The sequence below is a fragment of the Streptomyces olivochromogenes genome (assembly GCF_001514115.1).
Lineage (GTDB): Bacteria > Actinomycetota > Actinomycetes > Streptomycetales > Streptomycetaceae > Streptomyces > Streptomyces olivochromogenes.
Window position 1 is genome coordinate 45,350 of record NZ_KQ948469.1, and the last position, 15,383, is coordinate 60,732.

General features: G+C 69.0%; 14 protein-coding genes. 11 read left to right on the top strand and 3 right to left on the bottom strand.

Features of this window, described 5'->3' with window-relative positions:
* The first annotated feature begins 97 nt into the window (after nucleotides 1-97).
* Nucleotides 98-3,472: a lectin gene (locus AQJ27_RS38130; protein ID WP_235613739.1), complete on the top strand. Its 3,375-nt coding sequence runs from the start codon at nucleotides 98-100 to the stop codon at nucleotides 3,470-3,472.
* A gap of 691 nt (nucleotides 3,473-4,163) precedes the next feature.
* Here the strand turns inward: AQJ27_RS38130 and AQJ27_RS38135 are convergent.
* Nucleotides 4,164-4,898 carry a YoaK family protein gene (locus tag AQJ27_RS38135; protein ID WP_067379261.1) on the bottom strand — a complete coding sequence of 245 codons (735 nt, stop codon included), beginning with the start codon at nucleotides 4,896-4,898 and terminating at the stop codon, nucleotides 4,164-4,166.
* A gap of 103 nt (nucleotides 4,899-5,001) precedes the next feature.
* Nucleotides 5,002-5,946, bottom strand: coding sequence for a LysR family transcriptional regulator (locus tag AQJ27_RS38140; protein WP_067379265.1), 945 nt, complete (start codon nucleotides 5,944-5,946; stop codon nucleotides 5,002-5,004).
* 563 nt (nucleotides 5,947-6,509) lie between these two features.
* Here AQJ27_RS38140 and AQJ27_RS38145 point away from each other — a divergent pair.
* The 6 genes from AQJ27_RS38145 to AQJ27_RS38170 all read left to right on the top strand — a co-directional run bounded on the left by AQJ27_RS38145 (nucleotide 6,510) and on the right by AQJ27_RS38170 (nucleotide 12,581).
* Nucleotides 6,510-7,706 carry an exo-beta-N-acetylmuramidase NamZ family protein gene (locus AQJ27_RS38145; RefSeq protein ID WP_067379270.1) on the top strand — a complete coding sequence of 399 codons (1,197 nt, stop codon included), beginning with the start codon at nucleotides 6,510-6,512 and terminating at the stop codon, nucleotides 7,704-7,706.
* Nucleotides 7,707-7,841: 135 nt separating this feature from the next.
* Nucleotides 7,842-8,840 carry a GNAT family N-acetyltransferase gene (locus AQJ27_RS38150; protein ID WP_235613740.1) on the top strand — a complete coding sequence of 333 codons (999 nt, stop codon included), beginning with the start codon at nucleotides 7,842-7,844 and terminating at the stop codon, nucleotides 8,838-8,840.
* Entirely contained in the window at nucleotides 8,837-10,186 is a 1,350-nt protein-coding gene (locus tag AQJ27_RS38155; RefSeq protein ID WP_201264412.1) for an ABC transporter substrate-binding protein, read from the top strand. The genes AQJ27_RS38150 and AQJ27_RS38155 overlap by 4 nt, the downstream gene beginning before the upstream one ends.
* A complete protein-coding gene (locus AQJ27_RS38160; RefSeq protein WP_067379275.1) occupies nucleotides 10,180-11,145 on the top strand; it encodes a carbohydrate ABC transporter permease in 966 nt (321 codons plus the stop codon). Before AQJ27_RS38155 ends, AQJ27_RS38160 begins: the two co-directional genes overlap by 7 nt.
* Complete coding sequence (locus AQJ27_RS38165; RefSeq protein WP_067379281.1) at nucleotides 11,142-12,011, top strand: carbohydrate ABC transporter permease; 870 nt, start codon at nucleotides 11,142-11,144, stop codon at nucleotides 12,009-12,011. Before AQJ27_RS38160 ends, AQJ27_RS38165 begins: the two co-directional genes overlap by 4 nt.
* A gap of 111 nt (nucleotides 12,012-12,122) precedes the next feature.
* Nucleotides 12,123-12,581: an ester cyclase gene (locus tag AQJ27_RS38170; protein WP_235613741.1), complete on the top strand. Its 459-nt coding sequence runs from the start codon at nucleotides 12,123-12,125 to the stop codon at nucleotides 12,579-12,581.
* Between the two features lie 116 nt (nucleotides 12,582-12,697).
* On the opposite strand, the gene AQJ27_RS60950 is transcribed toward AQJ27_RS38170, so the two are convergent.
* Nucleotides 12,698-13,063 (bottom strand): hypothetical protein, encoded by a 366-nt coding sequence (locus tag AQJ27_RS60950; protein WP_425275257.1) that lies wholly within the window; start codon nucleotides 13,061-13,063, stop codon nucleotides 12,698-12,700.
* A 9-nt stretch (nucleotides 13,064-13,072) separates the two neighbouring features.
* Between AQJ27_RS60950 and AQJ27_RS58020 the strand changes: the two genes are divergently transcribed.
* From AQJ27_RS58020 to AQJ27_RS38195, 4 genes are all read left to right on the top strand, one after another.
* A complete protein-coding gene (locus AQJ27_RS58020; protein WP_067379301.1) occupies nucleotides 13,073-13,411 on the top strand; it encodes a tautomerase family protein in 339 nt (112 codons plus the stop codon).
* Nucleotides 13,412-13,560: 149 nt separating this feature from the next.
* The gene (locus AQJ27_RS38185; protein ID WP_201264417.1) at nucleotides 13,561-14,154 is read left to right on the top strand and encodes a flavodoxin family protein; all 594 of its coding nucleotides are present in this window, start codon (nucleotides 13,561-13,563) and stop codon (nucleotides 14,152-14,154) included.
* A gap of 62 nt (nucleotides 14,155-14,216) precedes the next feature.
* Nucleotides 14,217-14,630, top strand: coding sequence for an SRPBCC family protein (locus AQJ27_RS38190; protein ID WP_067379317.1), 414 nt, complete (start codon nucleotides 14,217-14,219; stop codon nucleotides 14,628-14,630).
* A 134-nt stretch (nucleotides 14,631-14,764) separates the two neighbouring features.
* Entirely contained in the window at nucleotides 14,765-15,070 is a 306-nt protein-coding gene (locus AQJ27_RS38195) for a nuclear transport factor 2 family protein (protein ID WP_067379319.1), read from the top strand.
* Nucleotides 15,071-15,383 lie beyond the last annotated feature (313 nt).

The following is a 15,383-nucleotide window of genomic DNA, read 5'->3' on the forward strand; positions in this document are numbered from 1 at the left end:
CGTTCCCCGGAGACGTCAGCACCGATGTGCGAATCGTGAACCGCTGCGGAGGCAACCGATGGTCAGACCTCGACGTTCTACGGCGCCACGTGACCGAATGAGATTCCGCCAACGCCTGGCGGTGGTGTCCGTCCTGGGCATCGCCGTACTCCCACTCCCGGCGATCGAGGGCGCGCATGCCGCGAACGCCGCGACGCCTGCCTTGGTGAAGGACCCCGCGTCCCTCGTCAACCCCCTCATCGGCACCTCCGGCGCGGTGGACACCTTTCCCGGCCCCGACATGCCGGCCGGCATGGTGCAGTGGGGTCCCGACACGACGCCCGACCGTCCCTCGGGCGGCGGCTACGAATACAACGACGACAAGATCTCCGGCTTCAGCCTCACCCATGTCTCGGGACCCGGCTGCGGCGTCGCGGGCGACCTGCCCATCCTGCCGGTGACCGGCGCACTGTCGGGCAACCTCGGTGATGCGTCCGTGGGCTTCAGCCACGACGACGAGCAGGCGGGCATCGGGTACTACAAAGTCACGGACGCGAACGGCGTCAAGACCCAGCTGAGCGACACCACCCGCGCCGGCCTGGGCACCTTCACCTTCCCCGCGGGCCGGCAGGCGAACCTGCTGTTCAAGCTCAGCGGGGGCGCCACACAGGTGGACGGGACCCGCGTCCAGGTGGTGAACGACAAGGAGATCCGCGGCTCGATCGACAGCGGTCACTTCTGCGGCGCGAGCAACAGGTACACGCTGCACTTCGACATCAAGTTCGACCAGCCGTTCACCGCGAGCGGCACCTGGGTCGGCAGCACCATCAACTCCGGCGCGACGTCGCTGAAAGCGGGCAAGGCCCAGCAGACCCTGCAGTCACACCCGTCGAAACCGCTCAAGGAGAAGCACTTCACCGTTCCCGCGGCGCCCTCCCCGACCGTGCACGGGAACGGTCCCACGTCCACGAGCACGCCGTCCCCGGCGCCGAGCGCCGACGCCGCGCCCCGGACGTCCGCCGCGAGCAAGGCCGTCCAGCCCCCCACCACGGGGGCGAACGGCATGTACCTGACCTTCGACACCTCCTCGACCCCGACGGTGAGCGCGAAGGTCGGCATCTCGTACACGAATGACGCCAACGCCGCGGACAACCTCACCACCGAGATCAAGAATTGGAACCTCGGCGCCGTCGAGCAGGCGAACCACGACGCCTGGAACGCGGTGCTGAACAAGATCCAGACCGGTGGCGGATCCTCGGACCAGGAGGTGCAGTTCTACACCGCGCTCTACCACGCGCTGCTGCACCCCAACGTCTTCTCCGACGACAACGGCCAGTACATGGGCATGGACAACCAGGTCCACAAGCTGGCCAAGGGCCAGCAGGCCCAGTACGCCAACTACTCGGGCTGGGACACCTACCGCTCCCAGACCCAGCTGATGGCGGTGGTCGAGCCCAAGGTCACCAGCGACGTCGCCACCTCGATGCTCAACGGCTACGACGAGACGGGCCTGCTGCCCAAGTGGGCCTCGAACAACGGCGAAAGCTATGTGATGGTCGGCGACCCCGCCGCCGGCATCATCGCCGACGCATACGCCTTCGGCGCCCGGAGCTTCGACACCGACAAGGCGCTCGCCGCCCTGCAGCACGAGGCCACCGCCCCGAACAACGACCGCCCCGGCGAGTCGGTGCGGGACGCGAAGGGCTACCTCCCACTGGACGAGAACGACTACGGCTGCTGCAACTTCTACGGCCCGGTCTCCACGCAGTTGGAGTACGACTCCGCCGACTACGCCGTCGCCGCCTTCGCGAAGTCGCTGGGCAAGACGGCGGTCTACGAGAAGTTCGCCACCCGCGCCCAGGACTGGATGAACGTCTTCAACCCGCAGACCGGATACATCCAGGGCAAGAACAAGGACGGCCAGTTCGCGACCGGTTTCACCCCCGGCACCTCCAACGGCTTCGTGGAGGGCACCTCGGCCCAGTACACGCCGATGGTCCCGTTCAACCTGCGGCAGCTCATCCAGGCACACGGCGGTGCCAAGGCGTACTCGTCCTTCCTGGACAGCCTGCTCGACGACATCACACACCCCGGCAACACCGACGCCGACCTGAGCAACGAGCCCAGCGTGGAGATCCCCTGGGAGTACGACTACACCGGCCAGCCGTGGAAGACCCAGGCGGCCGTCCGCAAGGCCCAGCAGAACCTGTACTTCAACGCTCCGGTCGGCTCGTTCGGCAACGACGACCTCGGCGCGATGAGCTCCTGGTACGTCTGGTCCGAGCTCGGCATGTACCCGGAGACCCCGGGCACGGACACCCTGGCACTCGGCAGCCCGGCGTTCCCGGTGGCCAAGGTGACCTTCGGCAACGGCAAGACGGTGCGGATCAACGCTCCGCAGGCCGCGCCCGACGCGCCGTACGTGCAGTCGCTCGACGTCAAGGGCAAGGACTGGAACACCTCCTGGCTGACGTACCAGCAATTCGCGGGCGCGGGCACGGTCGACTTCACGCTCGGCACCGAACCCGACACGTCCTGGGCGTCCGACCCGTCGGCGGCACCGCCGTCCGACACCACGGGCGGCGACCGGGTCCTGGCGGCGACCGGCCCCTCCAGCGACGGCCTGGTGCTCCAGCCGGGCGCGTCCGGTGACGGCACGCTCGACCTGACCAACCTCGGCGGCAAGGCCGTCTCGGTCGACTGGAAGGCGACGGTGCCCGACGGCGTCACCGTGGATACGGCATCCGGTTCGGTGACGGTACCCGCCTCGGGCAACGCCGAGACGAAGGTCCACGTGACGGCGGGCACGAGCGAGGGAACCTTCCCGGTCACCTTCGCGCTGACCGACCACAGCACCGGTGCGGCACTCAGCGGGGCCACCCTCCGCGTGGCCGTGGCCAAGGCAGGTGCGCTGTGGCCGTACGACACCAACGAGGGCGTCTACCCCGACGGCACCAGCTACTCGGGCGGTTTCGACGGCGGCGGCTGGGCGTTCTCGCAGAACGCGCTGTCGGCGGCGGGAGTCACCAGCGGCTCCACCCTCACGGTCGACGGCATCTCCTACACCTGGCCGACGGTGACATCCGGCCGGCTCGACAACCTGGAGATGGCCGGTCAGACCATCCCGATGCCGGCCGGAACGTCGGGTGCGTCGCTGGGCCTGCTGGGCTCGGCGGCCAACGCGCCGACCGACGGCAGCGGGGTCTCGGGCACGGTGACCGTCACCTACACCGACGGCACCACCTCCCGGGCGACCGTCGGCTTCTCGGACTGGACACTCAACGGCGGGGCGAGCAAGCCGCTCGCGGGTGACACGACGGCCGTCACGACGGCCTACCGAAACACCGGGAGCGGAGGCCGGGACAACGTGAAGACCTACGTCTTCGCCACGAAGGTTCCGCTCGACGCGTCCAAGCAGGTGGCGTCGATCACGCTGCCGGTGACGGGCTCGACGGGCACCGACCACCTGTTCGCCTACGCCTTCGGCCAGTAAGAACTCGGCACGCGCCGACGAAGACGGGCCGGTTCCCAGGCATGAGCCCGGGAACCGGCCCCACGCGGGCACAGGCCCGCCCTGCCATCCCCTACCTGGGAGTGCTCGTGGCCGCGCTCCTGCGACCGGGCAGGCCGTCACCGGTAGGTCGGGTGGTCGCTCCACGCTCGTCCCGTACGGTCAGGTCCGGCGGACGACAATCATCCGGGGGCGGGATGCGCGGAAGCGTCCCCCTCGACGTCGGCGAAATCCCAACTCCAGGAGTACGTAGCCTTGTGGCGCAGCGTCAGGCGCGGGGTCGCCACGCGCGCCAGAAGGCGACGCACGCCCGTTCGCACCCCGGTCGGCAGATCAACTCTCTGGACAGCAAGGTCAGTCCCAGATCAGGTCCATGGGGGCGCTGAGCTGGATGTGGGCACGCACGACGAGGTCGCGGTAGTCGCTCCACGCAAAGCTGTGATGGTGGGGGTGGTGCGGCGCATGGATCCCCCGGGTGCGTTGACGTGCTGCCCTGTCTGCCCTGCATGGTGCGCCCGGCCGCACCGTGTGGAGGCGGAACGGCCGGGCCAATCGTCAGGTCAGGACAGCTTCCATACGGCCAAGGGATGCCGCAGGGCGTCTTCCAAAGGTGTCGGGCGCTACCCGACGCGAGTCTCCAGTGTGGTCTCGCGCAGGCGGAGGTGGTCCGGAGTCACGCCGGGTCGGTCCAGGCGGCGTCGGTCCGGGTCAGCGTGAACGCGGCGATGGTTGCGGCCGCGAGGAGCATCGCGGCGAACAACAGGGGCAGGGCCAGGCCCCCGTGCAGGACGGTGACGGCGCCGATGAGGCCGCCGGAGAACATCGCCACCGCTGAGAGCAGACGTCGGCCGGCCTTGCCACCGCTGCCTCCGGCGGCACGGCTGTCGGAGGCTATGCCGGTGATGGTGAGCGTCAGGACGGTCGTGGTCAGATCGGGTACGGCCAGCACGCGTGCGGCGGCGTTCTGCACGCCCATGGCGAGGCCGAGCAGCGCGATCAGCGCGTACTGGCTGGTGCCCGCGTAGGGGGTGGCGGCGGCCTCGGCGATGACGTACGCCGCCAGGACCAGAACCGTCTCCACGACGAGGGCCAGGTGCAGTACACGTCCGCGATGCGCACGCGCCCCATGGGCCACACGGCCGCCCAGCAGGGCGCCCACCGCGAACGCGGCGAGCGCGGCGAGCGACGCGGCCAGGGAGAAGCCCACGGCACCGGCGATCGCGAAGCCGGAGAAAACCACATTGCCGGTCATGTTGGCGACGAAGACATGCCCCAGGCCGAGGTAGCTGAAGGCATCCACGAGGCCGGTCACCACCGTCAGCGCGAGCATCAACGGCGGGAGTGGGCCGTGCCGGTCCTTCCCGTCGGGGACGACGGTGGCCCAAGCGTCGCGCAGAACGACCAGCATGACAACGCTCCGATTCGTGAGGCGGGCGGTTCCCGTTCAGCCTCTGGCGCGTCGAGCGTTTCGTCCAACATATGGATGCGGGCGCTGCGATCGGTCTCACCGATCAATAGGCCTCCTGCTGCCCCTTTGCGGCGTGCCGTTCCATCACGTCGAGGAACGCGGCGGCAGCCGGTGCCAGCCGCTTGCTGTCGTAGACCGCGCAGACGTTGTGCACCGCCGCGTCGTCCGCGAGGCGGAGCGCGCGGGCGCCGTACGGCAGCGCGCTGTCGGCGTTGGAGCCCAGAAGGGAGCCGGCTCCGAAGACCGACGAGCGGGGTACGACCGTCACGCCGATGCCTCGCGCGGCCAGTCGGATCATGTCGTGGATCTGGCCGACCTGGAAGTGCCGGCCGGGTTCCACTCCGGCGCGCGCGAAGGCGGCCTCGACCTGACGGCGCAACCCGGTGCCCGTCGTGAACTGGATGAGCTGGTGACTCTCCGGCAGGTCGGCCAGGTGCACCACGTCACGGTCGGCCAGGGCGTGGTCGGCGGGCACGATCAGGACGAGCGGGTCGCCGGCCAGGATTCGATGGTCGAGCCCTTCCGGCACCTGCCGGGGGCCGAGGCCCACCACGGCGAGGTCGAGTGCGCCGGACAGGACTGCGGCGGCCATCTCGGAACTCGGTGCGTTGACCACGTGGAAGTCGATTCCCGGGTGCTTGGAGTGGTACTCGGCCATCACCTCGACCAGGTCGAAGGAGGAGGCGCGCGTCTGCATGAGTCCCAGGCGCAGCCGCCCGCGTCGCAGGCCCGCCAGCGCGTCGAGTGCCGCCTGGGCGTTGTCCACGTCGGCCAGGATGCGCCGGGCCAACGGTTCGAGCAGTTCACCGGCGGCGGTCAGCCGTACCGAGCGGCTTGTACGGCTGAACAGTTGGGCGCCGACCTCCTTCTCCAGCCGGGCGATCTGCTGGCTCAGCGCGGACTGCGCGACGTAGCAGTTCGCCGCGGCCTGGGTGAAGTTACGCGTCTCGGCAACGGCGAGGAAGTACTTCAGATGCCTCAGATCCATCCCACGCCCATCTCCTAAGGCGATCGACACATGAAGAACCATGTGTTGAACCGCTTGATTGTTCCAGCCCGATTGTCGCCTCCGTCATTCATCTGGTTGAGCCGGCGCTCGTACCAGTCGAGGAACCGGGGTAGGCGGGGGCCCATGGTCCGTCGTGCGGCGCGTTCGACCTGGCGAAGAAGGTCGGTGAACGCACGGGCGAAGTCTTCTGCGCCCAGTAGCCGTGGGCTGCCCGCCGAGGCCGTGGCGGCGCTCTCCGTCCATAGCGGATTCGGCCCTTGGTCAGTTCAACCAAGCTCTGACGGGGGCGAGTTGGCCCGGTCTCAATACGGTGTCCAGAGTCTCGTCACACACAGATTCGGGCCCGAGGCGAGAGGGAGCGCCCACAGCTTCCCCTCAGAGGCGTTCCGGCGCTCGGCGCACCGCCGCGCTGCCCAGCCGCCGCAGGAGATTCCCGCGGCCGCCCTTGGCGGGAACTGATGGTAAATCATGGCAACATTCCGGGACATGCAAGTACATTTCCGAGCACTGCTTCGCGATGGCACCGGCAGACGGGCCAAGGGATGAGCACGGACGACCGCGTCGCGGTGACGCCCGGGATCGCACGACTGCATGCGTCGCCCGGACTTGCCGGGCCCGGACGGCTCGGGCTGGTGACCAACCACACCGGCGTCCTCCCCGACCTGCGCCCGGCCGCGCCCGCGCTGCTCGAGGCCGGCGCGCGGTTGGTCGCCCTGTTCGGTCCCGAGCACGGGCTGCACGGGACAGGCCAGGCCGGCGAGAGCGAGGCCGCTGAGGCGGACCCCATCACCGGCCTGCCGGTCCACGACACATACCGGTGCAGCGGCGAGCGCCTCGACAAACTGCTGGTCGACAGCGGCGTCGACGCCCTCGTGTACGACCTGCAGGACATCGGGGCCAGGTTCTACACCTACGTGTGGACCATGTTCGACCTGATGGTCTCGGCGGCCCGTACGGGCGTACGGTTCGTGGTCGCCGACCGGCCCAATCCCCTCGGTGGACTCGTCAGCGAGGGTCCGCTGCTCGACCCGGCGTGGGCGAGCTTCGTCGGGCGCGCGGCGGTACCCGTCCGCCACGGCCTCACCTGCGGCGAACTCGCCCGGCATCTCAACACCTCGGCCGTGCCCCAAGTGGCGGGCAACGCGGCTGACTTGACGGTGATCGAGGCTGTCGGCTGGCAGCGCGCCATGGACGCGGAGGCCACCGGCCTGCCGTGGGTCGCGCCGTCGCCGAACATCCCGACGCCGACCACTGCCATGTTCTACCCCGGCACCTGTCTGTTCGAGGGGACGAATCTCTCGGAGGGCCGCGGTACCACGCAGCCCTTCGAGATCGTCGGGGCCCCGTACATCGACGCGCGGTTCGCGCCCTCGCTCGCCGCGCTCGCCCTGCCTGGAGTGCACTTCCGTGATCTGCGGTACGTACCGACCTTTCACAAACACGCCGGAAGGCCGCTGCGCGGGGTCCAGCTCCACATCACCGATCGCGAGGTGTTCGCGCCCGTGCGGACCGCCGTCGCGATGCTGGCCACGCTGCGGCGGCTGTACCCGGACGACTTCGACTGGCGCACCGCGGACGGCGGCCTGGAGGGGACCGGCCACCGCCACTTCATCGACCTGCTGTGGGGGTCCGACCGGTTACGGCGCACCGTCGACGAGGGTGACGACCCACTGCCGCTGTGCGATCCACCGGCGCGGCCCGGCCGGTGGGCCGGCGACGAAGCGCTGCTCTACTCCTGAGACCTCCTGGCCCACCGCCGCGACGCGTTGCCCGCCGGCATCACCAACGCCACGCCCAGCCCCGTCGCCGACGCCGTCGCCGCGGGCGTCGTTCGACGCCGTCCGTGATCTGCGTATGGAAGGACAACCCCTTTGATGACGACAACCCCGTCGACGACCGATCGCACGACGACATCGCGGGTCGGGATTCGTGGCTTCGGCGCGGGCGACGGCCCGCGGTTGGTGGAGGCGTGGCGCCGGAGTGCGCCGGCCGACTCCATCACCCCGGACCGCTTCCGCTCCCTGGTGCTGCTGGACGCCAACTTCGATCCGGAGGGGCTTCGGGTCGCCGTCGACGGCGACCGTGTCGTCGGCGCGGCCTACGCGGTGCGCCGGCTGACGCCGCTGACCGGCACCGACCTGGAGCCGGAGCAGGGCTGGATCCCGTTCTTCTTCGTCGACCCGGCCGTCCGCGGGCGCGGCCTCGGCCGCCGGCTGCTGACCGACGCCCTCGACTGGCTGCACAGCCACGGCCGCACCCGGGTGGACTTCTCCTCGTACACCCCGCACTACGTCCTCCCCGGCCTGGACGCCGAGGCGTACCCGGAAGCGGCCCGGCTCCTTGAGTCCCTGGGCTTTCGCACGCTGTACGAGGCGGCGGCGATGGACCGCGGCCTGGTCGGCTATCGCATCCCGGAGGATGTCGCGCGTCGCTTGGACGAACTGACGGCGCAGGGCTACCGGTTCGCCACTCCGTGCGACGACGACCTGGTGGACCTGTTCGCGCTCGCCGGGAACCACTTCGGCCCGGACTGGGCGTGCACGATCCGGCAGTGTCTGGCCGCGGGCACACCGCTCGACCGGATCGTCGTCGCCCGGGACCCTTCGGGCCGCCTCGTCGGCTGGGCGATGCACGGCACGTTCGATTCGGTGGACGAGCGGTTCGGGCCGTTCGGCGTGCTGGAGGAGATGCGCGGCACCGGCCTCGGCAAGGTCCTGCTCCACCTGGTCCTGGAGCGGATGCGGGCGCGCCGTGCGCACTCCGCGTGGTTCCTGTGGACCGGCGAGCAGTCCCCGGCGGGCCACCTCTACCGCAAGAGCGGTTTCACGACGACCCGGGTGTTTCGCGTGATGCGCCGGGAGACCGCCGGATGACGCCCTCGCACCGCACCGGTGCCCTGAGCCGCCGTCACTTCGCGCTCACGCTCCCCTCGGCGCTGCTCACATCCGGAGCTTCCGGATGTGCCGCGCCGTATCAGGGCACCGGGCGGCCCGGGGATCCGATCGTCCTCACCCTGCTCTCCCACTACGCGAGCGGGACGCTCAAGGAGGCTCTGCAGCGCCCGGTCGACGAGTGGAACGCCACTCATGACCGGGTCAGGGTGCGGACGAAGGCCGTCGAGTTCACCGACCTGCTGACCACGTTCATGGTCCGCCAGGCCGCGGGCCAGGGTGCCGACATCCTCCATCCGTACTGTCTGTGGAACGGCCAGCTCGTCCAGGCCGGCGTCCTGCGGCCCGCTCCCTCCGAGCACGCCGAGGAGATCAGGCGCGGTTACGGCGGGGCCGCGGTCGGCGCCTCGTCGGTGGGGGGCACGATCTACGGCTACCCCACCGAGGTGCAGACGTACGCCCTCTACTACAACAAGCGGCTGCTGCGCGAGGCCGGCGTCGAGCGCCCTCCGCGCACCTGGCACGAGTTGGAGGAGGCCGCCTACCGCACCGCCAGGCGGGACCGGTACGGCAACACGCTGGTCCAGGGGTTCGGGCTGTCGACCTACGACGACTCCACCACCGTCGGCCAGACGCTCGCCCTGCTCAACGCCGCCGGCGGAACGTTCGTCTCCGCGGACGGCAGGAGTACCGCCATCGACTCGCCGGCCGGCCGGGCCGTGCTCGACCTGGAGCACCGCCTCGTCGTCAAGGGTGCGAGCGCCCCCGGCGTCAACGTCTACAAGGCGTTCCAGTCCGGACAGGTGGCCATGGTGGTCAGCGCCGGCTGGTGGACCGGAAGCCTGAAGGCCGAGATGGGCAAGGACTACCGCGATGTCGGCGTCGCGCCGCTGCCCGTCCCTGAGGCGGGCGACAAGCGCGCCACGCTCTCCACCGGCTTCATGCTGGGGGTCAACACGGCCAGTGAGCACCCGCGCGAGGCCTGGGAGTTCCTGCGCTGGCTCAACACCGAGAAGGTGAGCGCGAAGAGCGCCAACAGGGGTGCGACAACGACCCGGATGAGCTCCCTGCAGGTGTCGGTCGGTTCCCTGACCGGCCGCGCCGAGGACATGCGGACACTCCTGGGCGAAGGCAGCGATCCGAACCTGCGCCCGTTCCTGGACGCGCTGGCGTACGCGGTGCCGGAGCCGAACGTGCCGGGCGCGCAGCAGGCCAAGTCGCTGCTGCGCAAGAACATCGAGGCGTTGTGGACCGGTCAGCAGTCGGTCGACGAGTCACTGCGCACCATCCGCCGTCAGGTCGATCAGGAGGTGTCGCGCTCATGGTGAACGCCTTGGCACCGGAGACGACCGAGCGGGTACACAGCCCGCGCGCCACCGGGTCCACCGTGGACGGCCGCCGCCGGACCCGGCCCCGACGCCGCCAGGCCGTCGTCGCCTATCTCTTCCTGGCGCCGACGTTGCTGTTCTTCGCGGTCTTCCTCGTCCTGCCGCTCGGCTTCGCGCTGCTGCTGTCGATGTCTCGCTGGGCCGGGTTCGACCTCGGCGAGATCGATCCGGTCGGCCTGGACAACTTCACCGACCTCTTCGTGGACGGATCGACGTTCCTGACGCCGATCCTCACCAATACGCTGCTGTTCGCCCTGGGCACCGTGGCCCTCGCGCTCACGGGCTCCGTACTCGTCGCCAACTGCATCGACAAGCTGCGGTTCCAGGGGCTGTGGCGCACCCTGTACTTCCTGCCGATCGTCACGACCGTCGTCGCCATCGGCAACGTATGGAAGTACATGTACGAGCCGGGCGGCCTCGTCAACGGCGTCCTCAACGCCCTCGGGCTCGGCTCGGTGGCGTTCCTCCAAGACCCGGACACCGCGCTGCCCTCGGTCGTGGTCGTACAGGCCTGGGCCTCGGTCGGCACGGCGATCCTCATCCTGACCGCCGGACTGAAGTCCATTCCCGAGTCGTACTACGAGGCCGCCGCGCTCGACGGTGCCGGGCCCATCACGGTCTTCTGGAAGATCACGCTGCCGCTGCTGCGGCCGTCCCTGCTGTTCGTGTGCATCACGCAGTTCCTCACCGGCCTGCAGTCGTTCGCGCTGATCATCGTGATGACCAAGGGCGGTCCGGGTGACGCGACCAATGTGGCCGCGCTGGAGATGTACCGCCAGGCGTTCTCCTACGGCGACTGGGGCACTGCGAGCGCCGCCGCCTTCGTGCTGTTCGTCGTGGTCCTCGTGGTCACCCTCGTGCAGTTGTGGATCTTCCGGCGCAAGGGGGAGGACACATGATCCGCCGCCGTTTCCCGTGGTTCTCGTATCTGGTGGTCGTGACCGGCGCCGTACTCACGGTGGTGCCGTTCCTCGACATGGTGATGACGTCGTTCAAGGGGCCCGGCGAGTCCGGCACGCTGCCGTACCGGTTCCTGCCCGAGGCGTTCGACCTGTCCAACTACCGGGCGGCGATCGACCAACTCGACCTGCCGGTGCTCTTCCGCAACAGCGTCATCGCCACCGCCGTGATCACCGGATCGGTGCTGCTCACGTCGTCACTCGCCGGATACGCGCTCGCCAAACTCCGCTTCCCCGGCCGGAACTTCATCTTCCGACTTGTGCTGTCGACGATGATGTTCCCTCCGTTCCTCTTCTTCATCCCGCACTTCCTGATCCTGGTGCACTGGCCGCTGGCGGGCGGCAACGACCTGTTCGGGCGCGGCGGCGCGGGCCTGACCGTCAGCATCACGGCGCTCGCCATGCCGTTCCTCGTCAACGGCTTCGGGATCTTCCTGATGCGCCAGTTCATGGTCTCGATCCCGGACGAGGTCCTCGAGGCCGCGCGCATCGACGGGGCCGGCGAGTTCGCCGTGTGGTGGCGGATCGTGGTGCCGCAGACCAAGCCGGTCATGGTGACGCTCGGGCTGCTGACCTTCGTCGACGCCTGGAACGAGTACATCTGGGCGCTGCTCGTCTCGACCGCCAACCCGGACGTGATGACCCTGCCCGTCGGCATCCAGCTCCTGCAGGACTACGTCGACCCGACCCGCACGATGCCCATCGTCATGGCCGGTCTCGTCCTGAGCATCCTGCCGGTCCTGATCCTCTTCCTGCTGCTGCAGAAGTACTACATCCGCGGCGTCATGCTCAGTGGCCTCAAGTAGAAGGCGTATCGATGTCCGGCACGGGAACGAAGTCGACCGAGGGTCGTCGCTTCCCGTTCCAGCAGGCCACCTCAGAGCGCCACACCTATCGTGGATGGGAGGAAGGGGCGAGTGCGCATCGTCGATGTGTACGCCCAGGGCTGCAACCTGAGGGAGCGCGTCATGTCGCGCAGCAGCAACGCCGCCGTCCTGGAGGGCTTCGGATCAGCGGTGAACACTGACCACCTCGGCGAGCTCGAGGAATACGTGGCGCCCGACTCTGTGGACCACGACCCGGCCCCGGGCCAGGTTCCGGGACCGGAAGGTTATGAGGAGATGTTCGCCACGATGAGGCGGGCCTTCCCCGATCTGCACGTCGAGGTCGAGCACGTCATGGCCACCGACGACGAAATCGCGTTCTCCTACACCATCACGGGCACACATCTCGGTGAACTGATGGGGCACGGTCCGACGGGAAAGACGGTGAGTTACCGAGGCATGCAGATCAGCCGGTTCGCCGACGGGAAGATGGTCGAGCGCTGGGGCAGCAGCGATGAGCTCGGCATGCTCCGTCAGCTCGGTCTCGCCTGAATCAAGTACGTACCGCCGGCTCTCCCATCCGGTCGACAGCACCCAGGGGGCGGGCGCATCGCGCGTGTCGCGGGACCGGTTGCACGATCCCGCCGGGGCCCCCGCGTTCGCGCCGGTCAGTTCTTTCGGGTCCAGGCGCCCTCCTGGGCCTGCTTGACAAGGTCCTCGATGGCGGGCGGCCACACGTTGCGGTAGGCGCCGATGGCGGAGACCATCCTGTCGATCATGTCCTGCGGGTCGAACTGACCTGCCCTGATCTGGGCGAAGTTGGCCTTGACGTCGTCCTCGCGGGTGAAGTTGACCGTGCCGTCGTGCCAGGCCTCGCCCGCAAAGACCTCGGTGCAGCCGTCGCCAACGACATCGCCCGGGAACTGGTCGCCGCACCCCACCGCGACGGAGGACAGGCCCAGTACATCGCCCAGTCCCTGCCCGAACCCACCGCCCACACCCTGGCCCCCACCCACGACTGGGCTCTGCGCCACCTCGAGAAGGTGCCGTCGATTCCCTTCTTCACCGACAACACCGCCGCCTTCATCCACGAACTGGAGCCGGAGGCGTACTCCACCGCGGGGGGCGGCAGCAACAGCGTGCGTGTCCATGTGGCCATCAACGCGGGCGCCCTCGACCGCGAGCAGCAGCTCGGACTTGTGAAGGACGTCTCCGCCGTCATCACCGAGGCAGCCGGAGACGCCTCTCTCACGGGGCGCACCTGGGTGGCCCTGACCGAGGCGGTGCCGGGCGGCTGGGGGATCGGCGGGCACGCCTACACCAACGACGAGATCGCGCAGACCGCGCGGAAGCTCCTCGGCAAGGAGTGGTCACCCGGCTGAAAGGGCTCCTTCTGAGGTGGTGGTGACTGTTCCCGCTGTGACATCCCCCTCAGAACACACCGGCACCCCCAAAGAGGGTTGGTCTCTTTTAGAGGTCATGTATAGATTGGAGCCCCAACCTACTCAGGGAGTATCCAGTGACCGAGACCATCAAGCGCCCCCTGGTCGCCATCGCCTTCCACTCCGGCTACGGACACACCGCGGTGCTGGCCGAAGGAGTCAAGCGTGGCGCCGAAAAAGCGGGAGCCGAGGTCGCCCACATCCCGGTGGACGCCATCACCGACGAGGACTGGCAGCGGCTCGACGCCGCCGACGCAATCATCTTCGGCTCCCCCACCTACATGGGCGGCGCCTCCTCCGCCTTCCACGCCTTCGCCGAAGCCACCAGCGGCCGCTACCTCACAAGCGTCTGGGCCGACAAGATCGCCGCCGGTTTCACCAACTCCGCCTCCAAGAGCGGCGACAAGCTGTACACCCTCAACTTCATGGCCGCTCTCGCCGCTCAGCACCACATGATCTGGGTCGGCCTGGGCCTGCCCCCCGGCTGGAACGCCCTGACCGCCTCCGAGGACGACCTCAACCGCCTCGGCTTCTGGATCGGTGCCGGCGCCTCGACCCCCCAGGACGGCGGCACCGACACCGTCAACGCCTCCGATATCGCCACTGCCGAACATCTCGGGGCCCGAGTCGCCCGGCAGGCCGACATCCAGATCGCGGGCAGGAACTCCCTCGCCCACCGATAGCACCCAGGACGGCGCCCGCCGTGTCCCTGTCCCCTTTCACGCACCCTGTGAGGAGTGGCCGCATGACGGCCTTCGAGCTCAAACAGCATTACGACGCCCCTGCCGCCAAGGTGTGGGATCTCATCGGTGACTTCTATGCCGTGGAGAGGTGGATGCCCGGTGTTGCCGGCGTCCTGAGGAACGACGACCAGCAGACCCGCACCATCACGTTGCACGACGGCGGAAGGCTCGTCGAAAAGCTCGTGGAAGAGGGCCCGTTCTTCCACCACTACCGCTTCGACGACCCCGGGCCGGTCCCGGTGCGGGGCTTCACCGCTCGTCTCACGGTGACCGCGGTCGGCGCGAACCATTCCGAGATCCACTGGGCCGCCCGGTTCGAGCCGACGCCGGGAGTCACCGAAGAAGACGCCAAGAGCGCCCTGGTGGGCTTCTACACGTCATGCCTCGACAAGGTCGCTGCGGAAATCGGCGCGTAGGCGGCACCTGACGTCCGCTCGACCGGGGACCTTCCTCTGCATCCGCTTCCGGCCCGGCGACTCACCACGCGACGCCTGCACAGCGCGCCTACGGTTGAGTCGCCACAGGGTGCCCACACCCATTGCCGCAAGCCATGAGCAGAAAGCAATCCCCCTCATGCGCACCGTCGAAGACAAGAACAAGGCCATCGTCCGCGAAGCTTTCGACTCTGTTCAACAAGCGGGACGAGGCCGCTGCCGAGCGGTTCTGGTCACCCGACTACATCCAGCACAGCGCCCGCATCGCGCCCAGCCGGGAGGGACGCTTCGACCTGGTCAAGAGCCTCCCGGCGGGGCTGAAGCACGAAGGCGAGCCGATCATGGCGGAAGGGGACATGGCCATGGTGCGCGGGCGTTTCTCCCTGCCGATGTACGGCGACGACTTCCCCGAGGAGCGCTGAAGTCCACTGCGGGTGCGCGCGGCGACAACGCCCGGGGCACCCCGGGGCACCCCGTGTCAGCCTGGGTCGGCCGGCTTGTCTGCGGTACGGCGCCACAGCCTCACCCGACCTGTTTGCCGCGCCCGCCGGAACCCCGGACGAGTTCGACCCGAGCGCGGCGTTGACGGCGACCGGCACCGCGTTCCCAAGAGACAGGGGATCAGGCGGGGCGGTTGCAGAGTTCGTCGACGTATGTGCGCGCGTCTGCTTCGGGCAGTGTCCAGGGCAGGAAGATGGCTCTGTAGACGATGGGGGCCACCAGCAGGTCGATGAC